The 15686-nt window shown below is 70.9% G+C and carries 14 protein-coding genes; 5 read left to right on the top strand and 9 right to left on the bottom strand.

The genetic code is table 11. From position 1 onward, the window contains the following. Positions 1 to 30: 30 nt before the first annotated feature. Genes OHN19_RS07235 through tkt form a run of 7 tightly spaced genes read right to left on the bottom strand, consistent with a single transcriptional unit; the run spans position 31 to position 8864 of the window. Positions 31 to 618 (bottom strand): histidine phosphatase family protein, encoded by a 588-nt coding sequence (locus OHN19_RS07235; RefSeq protein WP_330263351.1) that lies wholly within the window; start codon positions 616 to 618, stop codon positions 31 to 33. A gap of 7 nt (positions 619 to 625) precedes the next feature. After that, the gene (gene gnd / locus OHN19_RS07230; RefSeq protein WP_330269545.1) at positions 626 to 1504 is read right to left on the bottom strand and encodes a phosphogluconate dehydrogenase (NAD(+)-dependent, decarboxylating); all 879 of its coding nucleotides are present in this window, start codon (positions 1502 to 1504) and stop codon (positions 626 to 628) included. A 10-nt stretch (positions 1505 to 1514) separates the two neighbouring features. Continuing rightward, entirely contained in the window at positions 1515 to 3167 is a 1653-nt protein-coding gene (pgi, locus tag OHN19_RS07225) for a glucose-6-phosphate isomerase (protein WP_330263350.1), read from the bottom strand. Next, positions 3160 to 4095, bottom strand: coding sequence for a glucose-6-phosphate dehydrogenase assembly protein OpcA (opcA, locus tag OHN19_RS07220; protein WP_330263349.1), 936 nt, complete (start codon positions 4093 to 4095; stop codon positions 3160 to 3162). Before opcA ends, pgi begins: the two co-directional genes overlap by 8 nt. Continuing rightward, on the bottom strand, positions 4092 to 5627 hold the full coding sequence (gene zwf, locus OHN19_RS07215; protein ID WP_330263348.1) for a glucose-6-phosphate dehydrogenase: 1536 nt from the start codon (positions 5625 to 5627) through the stop codon (positions 4092 to 4094). The genes opcA and zwf overlap by 4 nt, the downstream gene beginning before the upstream one ends. Beyond that, the gene (tal, locus tag OHN19_RS07210) at positions 5624 to 6769 is read right to left on the bottom strand and encodes a transaldolase (protein WP_330263347.1); all 1146 of its coding nucleotides are present in this window, start codon (positions 6767 to 6769) and stop codon (positions 5624 to 5626) included. Before tal ends, zwf begins: the two co-directional genes overlap by 4 nt. A 19-nt stretch (positions 6770 to 6788) precedes the next feature. Then, on the bottom strand, positions 6789 to 8864 hold the full coding sequence (gene tkt / locus OHN19_RS07205) for a transketolase (protein ID WP_330263346.1): 2076 nt from the start codon (positions 8862 to 8864) through the stop codon (positions 6789 to 6791). 146 nt (positions 8865 to 9010) lie between these two features. On the opposite strand from tkt, the gene OHN19_RS07200 reads away from it, so the two are divergent. From OHN19_RS07200 to OHN19_RS07185, 4 genes are all read left to right on the top strand, one after another. After that, the gene (locus tag OHN19_RS07200) at positions 9011 to 9922 is read left to right on the top strand and encodes an AraC family transcriptional regulator (RefSeq protein ID WP_330263345.1); all 912 of its coding nucleotides are present in this window, start codon (positions 9011 to 9013) and stop codon (positions 9920 to 9922) included. 180 nt (positions 9923 to 10102) lie between these two features. Beyond that, positions 10103 to 10993, top strand: coding sequence for an alkaline phosphatase family protein (locus tag OHN19_RS07195; protein WP_330263344.1), 891 nt, complete (start codon positions 10103 to 10105; stop codon positions 10991 to 10993). Between the two features lie 5 nt (positions 10994 to 10998). Continuing rightward, positions 10999 to 12351 (top strand): MFS transporter, encoded by a 1353-nt coding sequence (locus OHN19_RS07190; RefSeq protein ID WP_330294111.1) that lies wholly within the window; start codon positions 10999 to 11001, stop codon positions 12349 to 12351. Next, positions 12348 to 13367: a TolB-like translocation protein gene (locus OHN19_RS07185; RefSeq protein ID WP_330263342.1), complete on the top strand. Its 1020-nt coding sequence runs from the start codon at positions 12348 to 12350 to the stop codon at positions 13365 to 13367. Before OHN19_RS07190 ends, OHN19_RS07185 begins: the two co-directional genes overlap by 4 nt. A 43-nt stretch (positions 13368 to 13410) precedes the next feature. Here the strand turns inward: OHN19_RS07185 and OHN19_RS07180 are convergent, their stop codons facing one another. Further along, a complete protein-coding gene (locus OHN19_RS07180) occupies positions 13411 to 14001 on the bottom strand; it encodes an XRE family transcriptional regulator (protein WP_330263341.1) in 591 nt (196 codons plus the stop codon). Between the two features lie 139 nt (positions 14002 to 14140). On the opposite strand from OHN19_RS07180, the gene OHN19_RS07175 reads away from it, so the two are divergent. Further along, complete coding sequence (locus OHN19_RS07175; RefSeq protein WP_330263340.1) at positions 14141 to 15127, top strand: alpha/beta hydrolase; 987 nt, start codon at positions 14141 to 14143, stop codon at positions 15125 to 15127. A 42-nt stretch (positions 15128 to 15169) separates the two neighbouring features. Here OHN19_RS07175 and OHN19_RS07170 read toward each other — a convergent pair whose 3' ends face one another. After that, entirely contained in the window at positions 15170 to 15586 is a 417-nt protein-coding gene (locus OHN19_RS07170; protein WP_330263339.1) for a hypothetical protein, read from the bottom strand. Positions 15587 to 15686 lie beyond the last annotated feature (100 nt).

The raw sequence follows: 15686 nt of genomic DNA, 5'->3' as shown, positions 1-15686 counted from the left end.
TGCTCCCGGGCCGTCACCTCGACTGCCGTGCTACGCCCTGGTGTTCCACTCCGCGATCACCGGCCGGTCGTGTTCCGTCGACAGCCGGCTGACGGTACCCGTGGCCAGTTGGAACAGGCGGCCCTCCGCGGGCGGCAGCCCCAGACGACGGGCCGTCAGGACCCGCAGGAAGTGGCCGTGCGCCACCAGGAGCACGTCGCCGTCCGGCAGCGCCGTCTCGACGCGGGCGAGGACCCGGTCGGCGCGCCGTCCGATCTCCTCCGGCGACTCGCCGGGATGTCCCTCGGGGCCGGCCGGTACGCCGTCGGTCCACAGGTCCCAGTCGGGCCGTTCCCGGTGGATGTCGACCGTGGTGACGCCCTCGTAGGCGCCGTAGTCCCACTCGTGGAGCTCGGGTTCGGTCAAGGCCCCGGTGACGCCCGCCAGTTCGGCGGTGCGGATCGCGCGGTCCAGCTCACTGGTGAGTGCGAGCGAGAAGGTCCGGCCCGACAGGAGCGGAGCGAGGGACTTGGCCTGCTCCTCACCGTGCCGGGTGAGGGGCAGGTCGGTCCAGCTGGTGTGCTGGCCCGACACGCTCCACTCCGTCTCGCCGTGGCGGACCAGAAGAAGATCCCCCACGACGCGCCTACTTCTTCGCTTCTACGGCGTGCCCGCCGAACTGGTTGCGCAGCGCCGCGATCATCTTCATCTGCGGGGAGTCGTCCTGGCGGGACGCGAACCGCGCGAAGAGGGAGGCGGTGATCGTGGGCAGCGGCACCGCGTTGTCCACGGCGGCCTCCACGGTCCAGCGGCCCTCGCCGGAGTCCTGCGCGTACCCCTTCAGCTTGTCCAGGTGCTCGTCCTCGTCGAGGGCGTTGACCGCGAGGTCGAGGAGCCAGGAGCGGATGACGGTCCCGTCCTGCCAGGAGCGGAACACCTCCCGGACGCTGTCCACCGACTCGACCTTCTCGAGGAGCTCCCAGCCCTCGGCGTACGCCTGCATCATGGCGTACTCGATGCCGTTGTGGACCATCTTGGAGAAGTGCCCGGCGCCGACCTTGCCCGCGTGGACATAGCCGTACGGGCCCTCGGGCTTGAGGGCGTGGAAGATCGGCTGGAGCCGCTCCACGTGCTCCTTCTCGCCGCCGACCATGAGCGCGTAGCCGTTCTGGAGGCCCCACACGCCGCCGGAGACACCGGCGTCGATGAAGCCGATGCCCTTGGCGCCCAGCTCCTCGGCGTGCTTCTCGTCGTCCGTGTAGCGGGAGTTGCCGCCGTCGACCACGGTGTCTCCGGGGGACAGGAGCTCGCCGAGCTCGTCCACGACGGACTGGGTGGCGGCGCCGGCCGGCACCATCACCCACACCGTGCGCGGGGCCTCGAGCTTGTCGACGAGTTCCGCGAGGCTCGCGACGTCGGAGACCTCGGGGTTGCGGTCGTAGCCGATGACGGTGTGGCCGGCGCGGCGGATCCGCTCGCGCATGTTGCCGCCCATCTTGCCCAGGCCGATGAGACCGAGCTGCATCGCTGTCATGTCAGAGCACTTCCTTCAGTTCACGGTAGGCGGCCACGAGGGCGGTGGTGGACGGGTCGAGGCCGGGGACCTCGGCACCTTCGGTGAGGGCGGGTTCGACGCGCTTGGCGAGGACCTTGCCGAGCTCGACGCCCCACTGGTCGAAGGAGTCGATGTTCCAGATCGCGCCCTGGACGAACACCTTGTGCTCGTAGAGGGCGATCAGCTGGCCCAGGACCGAGGGGGTCAGGGCACGCGCCAGGATGGTCGTCGTCGGGTGGTTGCCCTGGAAGGTGCGGTGGGCCACCTGCTCCTCGGCCACGCCCTCCGCGCGCACCTCCTCGGCGGTCTTGCCGAAGGCGAGCGCCTGCCCCTGCGCGAACAGGTTGGCCATCAACAGGTCGTGCTGCGCCTTGAGTTCGTCACTGAGCTCGTCCACCGGACGGGCGAAGCCGATCAGGTCGGCGGGGATGAGCTTGGTGCCCTGGTGGATCAACTGGTAGTAGGCGTGCTGGCCGTTGGTGCCGGGGGTGCCCCACACCACCGGGCCGGTCTGCCACTCCACCGGACGCCCGTCGCGCTGCACCGACTTGCCGTTGGACTCCATGTCCAGCTGCTGGAGGTAGGCGGTGAACTTCGACAGGTAGTGGGAGTACGGCAGCACCGCGTGCGACTGGGCGTCGTGGAAGTTGCCGTACCAGACGCCCAACAGGCCCAGCAGCAGCGGGGCGTTGGCCTCGGCGGGCGCGTTCTGGAAGTGCTCGTCGACGATCCGGAAGCCGTCGAGCATCTCCCGGAACCGGTCCGGGCCGATGGCGATCATCAGGGAGAGGCCGATCGCCGAGTCGTAGGAGTAGCGGCCGCCGACCCAGTCCCAGAACTCGAACATGTTGTCCGGGTCGATGCCGAAGTCGGTGACCTTCTCGGCGTTCGTCGACAGGGCCACGAAGTGCTTCGCGACGGCCTTGTCCTCACGCAGACCGCCCGGGCCCTCCAACAGCCAGGAGCGGGCCGAGGTGGCGTTGGTGATCGTCTCGATCGTCGTGAACGTCTTCGACGCCACGATGAACAGGGTCTCCGCCGGGTCGAGGTCGCGCACCGCCTCGTGCAGGTCGGCGCCGTCCACGTTGGACACGAAACGGAACGTCAACTCCCGTGCCGTGAAGGCCCGCAGGGCCTCGTACGCCATCGCGGGACCGAGGTCCGAGCCGCCGATGCCGATGTTGACGACGTTCCTGATCCGCTTGCCGGTGTGGCCGGTCCACTCGCCGGAGCGGACCCGGGCCGCGAAGGAGCTCATCTTGTCCAGCACGGCGTGCACGCGGGGCACGACGTTCTCGCCGTCGACCTCGACGACCGCGCTCGCGGGAGCGCGCAGCGCGGTGTGCAGGACCGCCCGGTCCTCGGTGAGGTTGATCCGCTCACCGCGGAACATGGCGTCCCGCAGTCCGAACACGTCGGTGGCGGTGGCGAGTTCCTGGAGCAGGGCCAGGGTCTCGTCGGTGATCAGGTGCTTGGAGTAGTCGATGCGCAGATCGCCGACGCGCACGACGTACCGCTCCGCGCGCCCGGGATCGGAGGCGAACAGCTCGCGCAGATGGGGAGTCCCCTCGGCGCGGTGGTCCTCCAGAGCCGTCCACTCGGGGCGGCGCGTGAGCTCGGGGGAGTCAGACATGAGCAGGGGTCTCCTTGCCGGCCTCGCCCCGCAGGGCGACGGCGTACATCTCGTCGGCGTCGAGGCGGCGCAGTTCCTCGGCGATGAGTTCGGAGGTGGAACGGACCTTGAGCGCCAGGGTCCGGGAGGGCTGGCCCGGCAGGGACAGCGTGGCCAGCGGGCCCTCGGGGCGGTCGATGACGATCTCGCCGTTGGCGGTGCCGAGGCGGACGGCCGTGACGACCGGACCGGCGGTGACGACCCGGTCGATCTTCACCTTGAGCCGCGCCTCCAGCCAGCGCGCGAGCAGTTCGGCGGCCGGGTTGTCGGCCTCCGCCTCCACGGCCCCGGAGATGATCTGCGCACGGGCCTGGTCGAGGGCCGCCGCCAGCATCGAGCGCCACGGGGTGAGCCGGGTCCAGGCGAGGTCGGTGTCGCCCGGCGCGTAGGACCGGACCCGGGTCTCCAGGACCGCGAGGGGGTCCTCGACGGCGTACAGGTCGGTGATCCGGCGCTGGGCCAGCGCGCCCAGCGGGTCCTTCGCCGGGTTCTCCGGCGCGTCCACGGGCCACCACACGACCACCGGGGCGTCCGGCAGCAGCAGCGGCAGCACCACGGAGTCGGCGTGGTCGGAGACCTCGCCGTAGGTCCGCAGGATGACCGTCTCGCCGGTGCCGGCGTCGGCGCCCACCCGGACCTCGGCGTCCAGCTTGGACGACATCCGGTCGCGGACGGTGCGGGCGTGCCGCTTGATGACGACCAGGGTGCGCGAGGGGTGCTCGTGCGAGGCCTCCTCGGCCGCCTTGATCGCGTCGTAGGCGTTCTCCTCGTCCGTGACGATCACCATCGTCAGGACCATGCCCACGGCGGGGGTTCCGATGGCGCGGCGACCCTGCACCAGCGCCTTGTTGATCTTGCTTGCCGTGGTGTCGGTCAGGTCGATCTTCATGGCCTGCGCCAGCTCCGTCCGTCTCGTGCGAGCATCTCGTCGGCTTCCTCGGGTCCCCAGGTACCCGACGCGTACTGCGCCGGACGGCCGTGGTTGGCCCAGTGCTCCTCGATCGGGTCGAGGATCTTCCAGGACTCTTCCACTTCCTGGTGACGCGGGAACAGATTGGCGTCACCGAGGAGGACATCCAGGATGAGCCGCTCGTAGGCCTCCGGGCTGGACTCCGTGAACGACTCGCCGTAGGCGAAGTCCATCGTCACGTCCCGGATCTCCATCGAGGTGCCGGGCACCTTCGACCCGAACCGGACCGTCATGCCCTCGTCCGGCTGGACGCGGATGACGATGGCGTTCTTGCCGAGTTCCTCGGTCGCGTTGTGGTCGAAGGGGGAGTGCGGGGCGGTCTGGAAGACGACCGCGATCTCGGTGACGCGACGGCCGAGGCGCTTGCCGGTCCTGAGGTAGAACGGCACACCCGCCCAACGGCGGTTGTCGACGTTCAGCTTGATGGCCGCGAAGGTGTCCGTCGTGGAGGCCCGGTCGATGCCCTCCTCCTCCAGGTACCCGAGCACCTTCTCACCGCCCTGCCAGGCACCGGCGTACTGCCCGCGCACGGCGTGCTTGCCGATGTCCTCTGGCAGCTTCACCGCCCTGAGGACCTTCAGCTTCTCGGTGAGCAGCGACTCGGCGTCGAACGCGGCCGGCTCCTCCATGGCGGTGAGCGCCATCAGCTGGAGCAGGTGGTTCTGGATGACGTCACGGGCCGCGCCGATGCCGTCGTAGTACCCGGCCCGGCCGCCGATGCCGATGTCCTCGGCCATGGTGATCTGCACGTGGTCGACGAACGACCGGTTCCAGATGGGCTCGTACATCTGGTTGGCGAAGCGCAGCGCCAGGATGTTCTGGACGGTCTCCTTGCCCAGGTAGTGGTCGATCCGGAACACCTGGTCCGGCTCGAACACGTCGTGCACCAGGGCGTTGAGCTCCCGGGCGCTCTTCAGGTCGCGGCCGAACGGCTTCTCGATGACCGCCCGCCGCCACGACCCCTCGGGCGCGTCCGCGAGGCCGTGCTTCTTCAGCTGCTGGACGACCTTCGGGAAGAACTTCGGCGGTACGGAGAGGTAGAACGCGTAGTTGCCGCTGGTGCCGCGGGCCTTGTCGAGGTCCTCGACGGTCTGGCGCAGCTGCTTGAACGCCGTGTCGTCGTCGAAGTCGCCCGGGATGAACCGCATCCCCTCGGCGAGCTGCTGCCACACCTCCTCACGGAACTCGGTCCGGGAGTGCTCGCGCACCGAGTCGTGCACGATCTGCGCGAAGTCCTCGTCCTCCCAGTCCCGGCGGGCGAACCCGACGAGCGAGAAGCCCGGCGGGAGCATGCCGCGGTTGGCGAGGTCGTAGATGGCGGGCATCAGCTTCTTGCGGGACAGGTCGCCGGTGACACCGAAGATGACGAGACCGGAGGGCCCGGCGATCCGCGGGAGACGCCGGTCGCGCTCGTCGCGCAGCGGGTTCTCCCAGTCGGCGGTGATGGTCATTCCGCGTCAACTCCCTTGCTGTCCATCGACTTGGTGACGGCGTCCAGCAGGTCCTGCCAGGCCGTCTCGAACTTGGCGACGCCCTCGTCCTCCAGCTGCCGCACGACCTCCTCGTAGGAGATTCCGAGCGCCTCTACGGCGGCCAGGTCGGCGCGGGCCTGCGCGTAGCCGCCGGTCACCGTGTCGCCGGTGATCACGCCGTGGTCGGCGGCGGCGTTCAGGGTGGCCTCCGGCATGGTGTTGACGGTGCCGGGCGCGACCAGGTCGTCCACGTACAGGGTGTCCTTGTACGCCGGGTCCTTCACGCCGGTCGAGGCCCACAGCGGGCGCTGCTTGTTGGCGCGGGCGCCGCCGAGGGAGTTCCAGCGAGCCGAGGAGAAGACCTCCTCGTACGCCTCGTAGGCGAGCCGCGCGTTGGCGAGCGCCGCTCGGCCCTTGAGCGCCAGGGCCGCGTCCGTGCCCAGGACCGTCAGCCGCTTGTCGATCTCGGAGTCGACCCGGGAGACGAAGAAGGAGGCGACGGAGTGGATCGTGGAGAGGTCGAGGCCCTTCTTGGCGGCCTTCTCCAGACCGGCGAGGTAGGCGTCCATGACCTCGCGGTAGCGCTCCAGGGAGAAGATCAGCGTGACGTTGACGCTGATGCCGAGGGCGATGACCTCGGTGATGGCCGGGAGGCCCGCCTTCGTCGCCGGGATCTTGATCATGACGTTGGGGCGGTCCACCAGCCAGGCGAGCTGCTTGGCCTCGGCGATCGTCGCCGCCGTGTCGTGGGCCAGACGGGGGTCGACCTCGATGGAGACCCGGCCGTCCCGCCCGCCGGTCGCGTCGTGCACCGGACGCAGCACGTCGGCGGCGGCGCGGACATCCGCCGTGGTCATCATCCGTACGGCCTCGTCGACCGTCACACCGCGGACGGCGAGGTCGGTCAGCTGCTCCTCGTAGCCCGCTCCCGAGCCGATCGCGGCCTGGAAGATGGAGGGGTTGGTGGTGACGCCGACGACGTGCTTCGTGGCGACGAGCTCGGCGAGGTTCCCGGACTCGATCCGCTTGCGCGACAGGTCGTCCAGCCAGATGGAGACGCCTTCGTCGGACAGGCGCTTGAGTGCTCCCGCGGTCGCGGTTGCTTCGGTCACTGTGATCATCTTCTTTCTGGCGGTCGGATCAACCACGCGCGGCGGCGAGGGATTCCCTGGCCGCCGCGGCGACGTTCTCGGCGGTGAAGCCGTACTCGGCGAACAGGGTCTTGGCGTCGGCGGAGGCGCCGAAGTGTTCGAGGGAGACGATGCGTCCTGCGTCACCTGTGAACCGGTACCACGTGAGACCGATACCGGCCTCGATTGCGACGCGGGCTCGCACGGACGGCGGAAGGACCCGCTCCCGGTACTCCCGCGGCTGCTCCTCGAACCACTCCACGGACGGCATCGACACCACCCGGGTGCCGACCCCCTCGGCCTCCAGCCGCTCCCGCGCGGCGACGGCGAGCTGCACCTCGGAGCCGGTGGCGATGAGCACGACGTCGGGGGTCTCCTTGGACGACTCGGCAAGGACGTACCCGCCCTTGGCGGCGTCCGGGTTCGGGGCGTACGTCGGTACGCCCTGGCGGGTGAGCGCGAGGCCGTGCGGGGCCGGGTTCGTGGCGTGCCGCTTGAGGATCTCGGCCCAGGCGATCGCGGTCTCGTTGGCGTCGGCCGGGCGCACCACGTTCAGGCCCGGGATGGCGCGCAGCGACGAGAGGTGCTCGACCGGCTGGTGGGTCGGACCGTCCTCACCGAGACCGATGGAGTCGTGCGTCCAGACATAGGTGACGGGCAGCTGCATCAGCGCGGACAGCCGGACGGCGTTGCGCATGTAGTCGGAGAACACCAGGAAGGTGCCGCCGTAGATCCGCGTGTTGCCGTGCAACGCGATGCCGTTCATCTCGGCGGCCATCGAGTGCTCGCGGATGCCGAAGTGGACGGTACGGCCGTACGGGTCGGCCTCCGGCAGCGCGTTGCCCTCCGGCAGGAAGGAGCTGGTCTTGTCGATGGTGGTGTTGTTCGAGCCGGCGAGGTCGGCGGAGCCGCCCCACAGCTCGGGCAGCACCGGGCCGAGGGCCTGGAGGACCTTGCCGGAGGCGGCACGGGTCGCGACGGACGCGCCCTCCTCGAAGACGGGGATCGCGGACTCCCAGCCCTCGGGGAGCTGGCCGGCGACCACCCGGTCGAAGAGCCGCGCCCGCTCGGGCTGCTCACCGCGCCAGGCCGCGATCTGCTTGTCCCAGGCCGCGTGCGCCTCGGCACCCCGGTCCAGGGCCAGACGGGTGTGGGCGAGGACCTCGTCCGCGACCTCGAAGCTCTGCTCGGGGTCGAAGCCGAGGACGCGCTTGGTGGCGGCGACCTCGTCGGCGCCGAGCGCGGAGCCGTGGGCGGCCTCGGTGTTCTGCGCGTTCGGGGCGGGCCAGGCGATGATCGTGCGCATCGCGATGATCGAAGGCCGCTCGGTCTCGGCCTGGGCTGTCTGGAGGGCCGCGTACAGGGCGGGTACGTCGATGTCGCCGTCGGCGGCCGGTTCGATGCGCTGGGTGTGCCAGCCGTAGGCCTCGTAGCGCTTCAGCACGTCCTCGGAGAACGCGGTCGCGGTGTCGCCCTCGATGGAGATGTGGTTGTCGTCGTAGAGGAAGACCAGGTTGCCGAGCTTCTGGTGGCCGGCGAGGGAGGAGGCCTCGGCGGAGATGCCCTCCTGCAGGTCGCCGTCGGAGACGATCGCCCAGATGGTGTGGTCGAAGGGGGACTCGCCCTCGGGGGTCTCCGGGTCGAACAGTCCGCGCTCGTAGCGGGCCGCCATCGCCATGCCGACCGCGTTGGCGACACCCTGGCCGAGCGGACCGGTGGTGGTCTCGACGCCCGCGGTGTGCCCGTACTCGGGGTGACCGGGCGTCTTGGAGCCGTGGGTGCGGAAGGCCTTCAGGTCGTCGAGCTCCAGCTCGTACCCGGAGAGGTAGAGCTGCGTGTAGAGCGTCAGCGAGGTGTGGCCGGGGGAGAGGACGAAGCGGTCACGGCCGGTCCACTCGGGGTCCGCCGGGTCGTGACGCATCACCTTCTGAAAGATCGTGTACGCCGCCGGGGCCAGGGCCATCGCGGTGCCCGGGTGTCCGTTGCCGACCTGCTGCACGGCATCGGCCGCCAACAGGCGGGCGGTGTCGACGGCACGCCGGTCGAGTTCGGTCCATTCGAAGGTGTCCGGTGTCTGCGTGCTCATCTTCAAGAAGTCCTCGATCGGAGCGGGTTTGCTGGTCTGACGTGTTCGAACTTAAAAGTATGACTTTTACGGGGGAAGGTCGCGGTGTGCCAGCCTGTGGTGAAAGTGGGACACGGAACGCTCCAGGCAGGCGGCACGAGAAGGACATGGCGGACAGAACAACCCAAGGCTCCATCCAAGGCGGAGCCGGTGACGGCGGAGTGGACGGGATCAGAACGTTCCCCTTTCCCGTCGAGCAGAGCGTGGGCGGAGTGGGCATGCAGGTCGGCGCCATGGGAGCCGGCCGCACCTGGCATGCGGATGCCCCGCTGGAGCGCGTGCACCGCATCGACTTCCATGTCGTGATGCTCTTCGACGGCGACCCCGTCCGCCACATGGTCGACTTCGCCGAGTACGAGGCGACGGCGGGCGACCTGCTGTGGATCCGCCCGGGCCAGGTCCACCGTTTCGCACCGAGCGAGTACCGCGGAACCGTGCTGACCATGCAACCCGGCTTCCTGCCCCGGGCGACCGTCGAGGCGACGGGGTTGTACCGCTACGACCTGCCGCCCCTGCTGCGGCCCTCCGGGCCCCAGTTGGCGGGCCTGAAGGCGGGGCTGGCGCAGCTCCAGCGGGAGTACGAGGACACGGCGACCCTTCCGTTGAGCCTGCACACCGCGGTCCTGCGGCACACCCTGACCGCGTTCCTGCTGCGGCTCGCCCATCTGGCAGCGAGTGCGGCGGACGCGGGGCGCCGGACGGAGTCGACGTTCACCCTGTTCCGGGACGCCGTGGAGAAGGGGTTCGCCACCAATCACAGCGTCAGCGCCTATGCCGACGCGCTCGGTTACTCCCGCCGGACCCTGGTGCGCGCGGTGCGCGCGGCGACCGGGGAGACCCCCAAGGGGTTCATCGACAAGCGGGTCGTCCTGGAGGCCAAGCGCCTGCTGGCCCACACGGACCTGCCGATCGGCCGGGTGGGCGCGGCGGTCGGCTTCCCGGACGCGGCCAACTTCTCGAAGTTCTTCCAGCAGCACACGGAGCTGACACCGGCGGCCTTCCGCGCGGAACTGCGCTGAGAACCAGGTTTGTCATGTCCATTTGGCGAGCTCTTTGCTGTGCATGACCTGTGCGTGGGGTGATCTTTGCCCGGCGTGGCCCACGGTTCGTCCGGCCGTCACTCGGGGCCGGCCGGACCCCCCTAGTGTTGCCGCGCCGCCTCCCCACGAACGTCCGTCACCTCTGTCCGGAGGACAGTCATGGCCGCCGTCAAGGCACGCTCGCGCAACCGACGTTCCCTCTCCGCGCTCGCCGGAGCCGTCGCCCTCACCGCCACCTCGATCGGTGTGTGGGCCGCCACGGCCACCACCGCACAGGCCGCCGCTCTCCCCACCCCCGACCACGTGGTCGTCGTGGTGCTGGAGAACCACGCCTACGCGCAGGTCATCGGCAGCTCCAGCGCCCCGTACCTCAACAACACGCTCAAGGCGGGAGGCGCCGACCTCACCCAGTCCTACGGCCTGACCCACCCGAGCGAGCCGAACTACTACATGCTGTTCTCGGGCTCCAACCAGGGCCGCACCGACGACAGTTGTGTGGGCGTGGGGTCCATCTCCGCCCCCAACCTCGCCTCCGAGCTCATCGCCGCAGGCAAGACCTGGGCGAGCTACAACGAATCGCTGCCCAGCCAGGGCTCGACGACGTGCAGCAGTGGCAACTACGCCCAGAAGCACAACCCTTGGTTCGGCTTCTCCAACGTGCCGACGAGTACCGCCAAGACGTTCGCGCAGTTCCCGACCGACTACACCACCCTGCCGAAGGTCTCCTTCGTCACCCCGAACCTGTGCAGCGACATGCACGACTGCTCGGTCTCCACGGGCGACACCTGGATCAAGAACAACCTGGGCGCCTACGCCACCTGGGCCAAGACCCACAACAGCATCCTCGCCGTCACCTTCGACGAGGACAACAAGCTCTCCGGCAACCGCATCCCGACCCTGTTCTACGGGCAGCACGTCACGCCGGGCAGCACGAGCTCCACCACCTACAACCACTACAACGCGCTGCGCACGGTGGAGGACCTGGCCGGTCTGAGCACCCACGCGGGCAACGCCGCCTCCGCCTCCGACATCACCGGCATCTGGAACTGACGCCGGTGTATCTCGCGGACTCCCGCCGCACGGACGCCCGCGGTACCCAGGCCGCCGTGCCCGCCACCGTGCTGGCCCTGGGCGCGGTCAGCCTGATCACGGACGTCTCCTCGGAGATGGTGACGGCCGTCCTGCCGCTGTACGTGGTCGCCGGTCTCGGCCTCTCCCCGCTCGGCTTCGGCCTCCTCGACGGCATCAACAACGGGGTCGGCGCGCTGGTCCGGCTGGCCGGCGGTCATCTCGCCGACCGGGGCGGCCACCGGCACAAGCTCGTGGCGGGCCTCGGCTACGGCCTCTCCGCCCTGTGCAAACCGTTCCTGCTGCTCGCCCACACCCTCCCCGTGCTCAGCGCGGTGCTCGCGGTCGACCGCACCGGCAAGGGCCTGCGCACGGCCCCGCGCGACGCGATGATCTCGCTCGCCACCGAACCCGCCCACCGGGGACGGGCGTTCGGCGTCCACCGCGCCATGGACACCACCGGCGCCCTGCTCGGCCCCCTCGCCGCCTTCGCGGTCCTGCGGGCCACGGTCGACGGCTACGACGCGGTCTTCGCGGTCAGCGCCTGCGTGGCCACGCTCGGCGTCCTGGTCCTGGTGCTGTTCGTGCCCCGACACCTCGACGCGCCCACGGGTGCCGTACGACCGTCCCGCACCCCGGCTGCCCAACGACCACCCCAATCCCTGGATGCCGTACGACCGCCCTGGACCCCGGATGCCGTACGACCGCCCCGGCCACCCGCGCCGCCCCGGCCCCCGTCGCTGCGTGACGCGGTCGGGCTGTTGCGGCGGCCGGAGCTGCGGCGGCTCACGGCGTGCGCGGCCCTGCTCGGGCTGACCACCGTCAGCGACTCCTTCCTGTACCTGCTGCTCCAGCGCGAGGGGGACCTGCCCGCGCACCTCTTCCCGCTGCTGCCGCTGGGCACCGCCGCCTTCTTCCTGCTGCTCGCCGTCCCGCTGGGCGCGCTCGCCGACCGGATGAGCCGCCGCCGGCTCTTCCTCGCCGGACACGGGGTCCTGCTGCTCGGCTACGGCCTGGTGCTCTCCCCGTGGCACGGCCTCCCGGCGGTGGTCGCCGTGCTCGTCCTGCACGGCACCTTCTACGCGGCCACCGACGGAGTCCTCGCGGCCGCCACCGCCTCAGTCGTCCCGGCGCGGCAGCAGGGTGCCGGGCAGGCGCTGGTCGGAACGGGCCAGGCGCTGGCCCGGTTCGTCTGCTCGCTCGCCTTCGGCGCCGCCTGGAGCCTGTGGGGCGGGCGGACCGCGCTCGCCGTGACCGCGGCCGGGCTGGCGGTCAGCGCCGTCGTGGCCGCGGTGGTGCTCCGTACGGGCGACGAGACCACCCAGGAGGTGCGCGCATGACCCGAACTACCCGCCTGGTCACCCTGCTGGTCGCGGTCCTCCTGCTGGGCGCTGTCGGCGCCGGGGCGGTGCTGCACGCCGCCCACCGCTCCGGCATGAAGGACGAGCAGCAGGCCGACGGACCCACGGTCCGGGCCGGCACCGTCTCGCTGCGGTCCACCGGCACGCGCCGCCTGCTGGTCCGCAACCTGGCCTGGGGCCCGCACCGCGACGAGATCGCCACTGTCGCCGCCGACGACCCGGAAGGTCCGCGGACATCGTCCGGCGTGAAGTGCCTGCGCTTCCACGCGGCGGCCGGCACCGGCATCTGCCTCCAGGCCGTGCACGGCGCCCTGGAGGACACCTACCGCGCGGTCGTGCTCGACTCCCATCTGCGGGTACGGCACCGCTTCCCGGCCGCGGGCATCCCCACCCGGGCCCGGGTCTCGCCCTCGGGGCACATGGCCGCCTGGACGGTGTTCGTCAGCGGGGACTCGTACGCCGGGACGAACTTCTCCACCCGCACGGCCATAGTCGACACCCGCACCTGGGCGATCGACGACAACCTGGAGACGTTCCGCGTCGTCAAGGACGGCCGCACCTACCACGCGGCGGACACCAACATCTGGGGCGTCACCTTCGCCGACGACAACCGCTTCTACGCCACCCTCGCCACCGGCGGCCGGACCTACCTGGTGCGCGGCGACGTCGGCGCGCGCACCCTCACCACCCTGCACGGCAACGTCGAATGCCCCTCGCTCTCCCCGGACGGCACCCGCGTCGCGTACAAGAAACGCGTCAAAGGCGCCTCGCCGGACGCCCCTTGGCGGCTGTACGTCCTGAACCTACGGACCATGAAGGAGACCGCGACCGCCGAGTCCCGCAACCTCGACGACCAGGCCCTGTGGGCCGACGACCACACCCTCGTCTACGCCCTCCCCGGCGACTACGGCTCCGACCTGTGGACCGTCCCCGCCGACGGCACCGGCACGGCCCGCCGCCTGATGAGGTCGGCCGTCGCGCCCGCCTACCTCTGAGACGGCACCGCCCCGCGAGACCGTGTGTGCCGAAGCTCAGCCTTCAGCGAGGGGTGCGCTGCCGGAGGCGTTCTCCCTGCGGCCCGAACAGGACCAGGTACTCGACCGGCCCGTCGGGCGCGGGGTTCGCGACTCCGTGGGGGACGCGGGTGTCGAACTCGGCGGCGTCCCCGGCCGCCAGGACGAGGTCCTGGTCACCGAGTGCGAGCCACAGCCGCCCGTACAGGACGCACAGCCACTCGTAGCCCTCGTGGGAGACCTGCCGTGGCCGCGCGGGCGGCCCCTCGGCAGCAGGCAGGACATGCTTGTGGGCGTGCAGGCCGCCGACGTACCGGGTGAGCGGCAGTACCAGCTTGCTGTCACCGAAGCTCAACGGCGCCGAGGCGCGCGGCCCGGCCGCCGGGGCGGGTGCGGTACCGGCCAGTTCGTCCAGGGAGACGCCGTACTCCTTCGCCAGCCGCAGCACCACCTCCAGGGTCGGCCTGCGCCGGCCGGTCTCGATCCGCGACAACGTGCTCGACGAGATGCCGGTCGCGCAGCTGACACCGGCGAGCGTGGCGCCGCGTTGCTCGCGTACGGCCCGCAGCCGGGGCCCCATCGCCGCCAGCGTGCCGTCGACCTCGTCGACTGCCATCGTGACCGTCCTTCCGACCGCGCCGCTCCCCGTCCGTCCTGCGAGTTTGCCAGGACGGCAAGAGCGATCGCGTCGGGCGGGCCTCGCGCCGCATGATCGGTGGGTAGCCGCGTCCGCCCGCGAACCGAGGAGAGTCCCCATGCGATCCGAGCCGACCGCCGCCCTCCGCCACCGCACCGTCGAGGCCCCGGCCGGACGCCTGCACCTGGTCGAGCAGGGCACCGGTCCGCTGGTCCTGCTCGTGCACGGCTTCCCCGAGTCCTGGTACTCCTGGCGCCGCCAACTCCCGGCCCTCGCGGCGGCCGGGTACCGGGCGGTGGCGATCGACGTACGCGGCTACGGCCGCTCCTCCAAGCCGGCCGCGACCGACGCCTACCGCATGCTCGACCTGGTGGCGGACAACGTCGCCGTCGTGCGCGCCCTCGGCGAGGAGAGCGCGGTGATCGTCGGCCACGACTGGGGCTCCAGCATCGCCGCCGCCTCCGCCCTGCTCCAGCCGGGGACCGTCCGCGCCGTCGGCCTGCTGAGCGTCCCCTACGCCCCGCCCGGCGGCCCCCGGCCCACCGAAGTCTTCGACCAAGTCGGCGGCCACGAGCAGGAGTTCTACGTCTCCTACTTCCAGGAACCCGGCCGCGCCGAGACGGAGATCGAGCCCGACGTACGGAGCTGGCTCGCCGGTTTCTACGCCGCGTTGTCCGCCGACACCATGCCCGCCGATGACGAGCCCGACCCGCACTTCGTCGCGCCGGGCGGCCGACTGCGCGACCGTTTCCCCACCGGCCCGTCCCCGGCCTGGCTGACCGAGGAGGATCTCGACGTCTACGCCGGGGAGTTCGAGCGCACCGGCCTGACCGGCGCCCTCAACCGCTACCGCAACCTGGACCGCGACTGGGAGGACCTCGCCCCCCACCGCGGAGCCCCGATCACCCAGCCCGCCCTGTTCATCGGCGGCACCCGGGACGCCTCCACCACCTGGATGGCCGACGCCATAGACGCCCACGCCACCACTCTCCCCGCCTTGTCCGCCTCCCACCTCCTGGACGGCTGCGGCCACTGGGTCCAGCAGGAACGCCCCGACGAGGTCAACCGCCTGCTGACCGACTGGCTGGCCACCGTCCACGGCTGAACCAGGCGGGCTGTCCGGGGAGTTCGGCGGGGCGTTCCGTGGTCATTCCACCGTCAGCAGGAAGACTCCTGTGCCCAGGATCAGGAGGACCCCGCCCAGGAGGGCCAGGAGCATGAGCGTGCCGGCGACACGGGCGGTCAGGTTGCCCCAGAACTCGGTCCGCCGACCGTCGGGCGTGTCGGTGCGCCACTTCGACGGGATGCCGACGCGTCCCTCGGCGATGGCCGGCGCGGCTCTGCGCACGTCCCCGGGGTGGAAGGAGTGGAAGGTCGGCTCCGCCCCCCACGTGCCCCGGCTTGCCCCGCCGTACGTGCGGACGCGGACGTCCGCACGACGGGCGACACCGGGCAGCCAGTCCTTGCGCACCGGCCACAGCTTCGCGACCTCGTCACTGCTGAGCCAGGGCTCCTCCTCCTCGTGCGCTGACTCCGACGTTCCCGGCTGAGGTGTGCTGGACATGGCTCCCCCTCGACGCAGCAGGGATCCAGTACACCTCAGCCGCCCTCCACGCCGATAGGGCACCTGCGGCGAGGCAGGACACGGGACATGGCCGGTGCCT

The sequence above is a fragment of the Streptomyces griseorubiginosus genome, assembly GCF_036345115.1.
Classification (GTDB): Bacteria; Actinomycetota; Actinomycetes; order Streptomycetales; family Streptomycetaceae; genus Streptomyces; species Streptomyces griseorubiginosus_C.
The sequence above is the reverse complement of the archived record's forward strand: the minus strand, read 5'-3'. Positions and strand labels throughout refer to the sequence as shown.

Excerpts from the sequence above, each read along its gene's own strand:
- gnd (WP_330269545.1), bottom strand. The coding sequence starts at position 1,504 with ATGCAGCTCGGTCTCATCGGCCTGGGCAAGATGGGCGGCAACATGCGC.
- pgi (WP_330263350.1), bottom strand. The coding sequence starts at position 3,167 with ATGTCTGACTCCCCCGAGCTCACGCGCCGCCCCGAGTGGACGGCTCTG.
- opcA (WP_330263349.1), bottom strand. The coding sequence starts at position 4,095 with ATGAAGATCGACCTGACCGACACCACGGCAAGCAAGATCAACAAGGCG.
- zwf (WP_330263348.1), bottom strand. The coding sequence starts at position 5,627 with ATGACCATCACCGCCGACTGGGAGAACCCGCTGCGCGACGAGCGCGAC.
- tal (WP_330263347.1), bottom strand. The coding sequence starts at position 6,769 with ATGATCACAGTGACCGAAGCAACCGCGACCGCGGGAGCACTCAAGCGC.
- tkt (WP_330263346.1), bottom strand. The coding sequence starts at position 8,864 with ATGAGCACGCAGACACCGGACACCTTCGAATGGACCGAACTCGACCGG.
- OHN19_RS07200 (WP_330263345.1), top strand. The coding sequence starts at position 9,011 with ATGGCGGACAGAACAACCCAAGGCTCCATCCAAGGCGGAGCCGGTGAC.
- OHN19_RS07195 (WP_330263344.1), top strand. The coding sequence starts at position 10,103 with ATGGCCGCCGTCAAGGCACGCTCGCGCAACCGACGTTCCCTCTCCGCG.
- OHN19_RS07185 (WP_330263342.1), top strand. The coding sequence starts at position 12,348 with ATGACCCGAACTACCCGCCTGGTCACCCTGCTGGTCGCGGTCCTCCTG.
- OHN19_RS07180 (WP_330263341.1), bottom strand. The coding sequence starts at position 14,001 with ATGGCAGTCGACGAGGTCGACGGCACGCTGGCGGCGATGGGGCCCCGG.
- OHN19_RS07175 (WP_330263340.1), top strand. The coding sequence starts at position 14,141 with ATGCGATCCGAGCCGACCGCCGCCCTCCGCCACCGCACCGTCGAGGCC.
- OHN19_RS07170 (WP_330263339.1), bottom strand. The coding sequence starts at position 15,586 with ATGTCCAGCACACCTCAGCCGGGAACGTCGGAGTCAGCGCACGAGGAG.